Origin of the sequence: Pelomonas margarita (assembly GCF_043555875.1) — a bacterium.
Classification (GTDB): domain Bacteria; phylum Pseudomonadota; class Gammaproteobacteria; order Burkholderiales; family Burkholderiaceae_C; genus Pelomonas; species Pelomonas margarita.
This window is the reverse complement of sequence record NZ_JBIGHW010000069.1, coordinates 1-352: the sequence shown is the minus strand read 5'-3', so window position 1 is coordinate 352 and position 352 is coordinate 1. Positions and strand designations below refer to the sequence as shown.

Below are 352 nucleotides of genomic sequence, written 5' to 3'. Positions count from 1 at the left end.
CACGCCGAATTGCGGCGTCAGCAATTCGGTGACGGCGCGCAGCGGCCAGCCGCTGCCGGGCAGTTCGGCGTCCAGCGCGGCAAAGCCGCTGGACAGCGTGGACGTGGCGGTGGTGTCCAGGCTGCTGCCGCGCCACAGCCGGGCTGCCAGGTGCGCTTCCAGCTGGGGCTGGCCCGGCGGTCGCGTCAGCGGGGGTTGGGCTGGCGAGTGCGGGGTGGCGGCGGTGTGGGTGGGGGCGGGCAGCATGGCCGGGCGAGCGAAAACAGCGACGACAGGGGACGAAATCGGAGCCTGGATAAGACCACAATACTGTATTTATATCCAGTATTTTCCGCTGTCGATCTTGGTCGAC

1 pseudogene is annotated in these 352 nt (G+C 68.2%); it reads right to left on the bottom strand.

The window, feature by feature from the left end:
• Positions 1–246 (bottom strand): annotated as a pseudogene (locus tag ACG0Z3_RS23270) (translesion DNA synthesis-associated protein ImuA); the annotation flags it as partial.
• Positions 247–352: the final 106 nt, after the last annotated feature.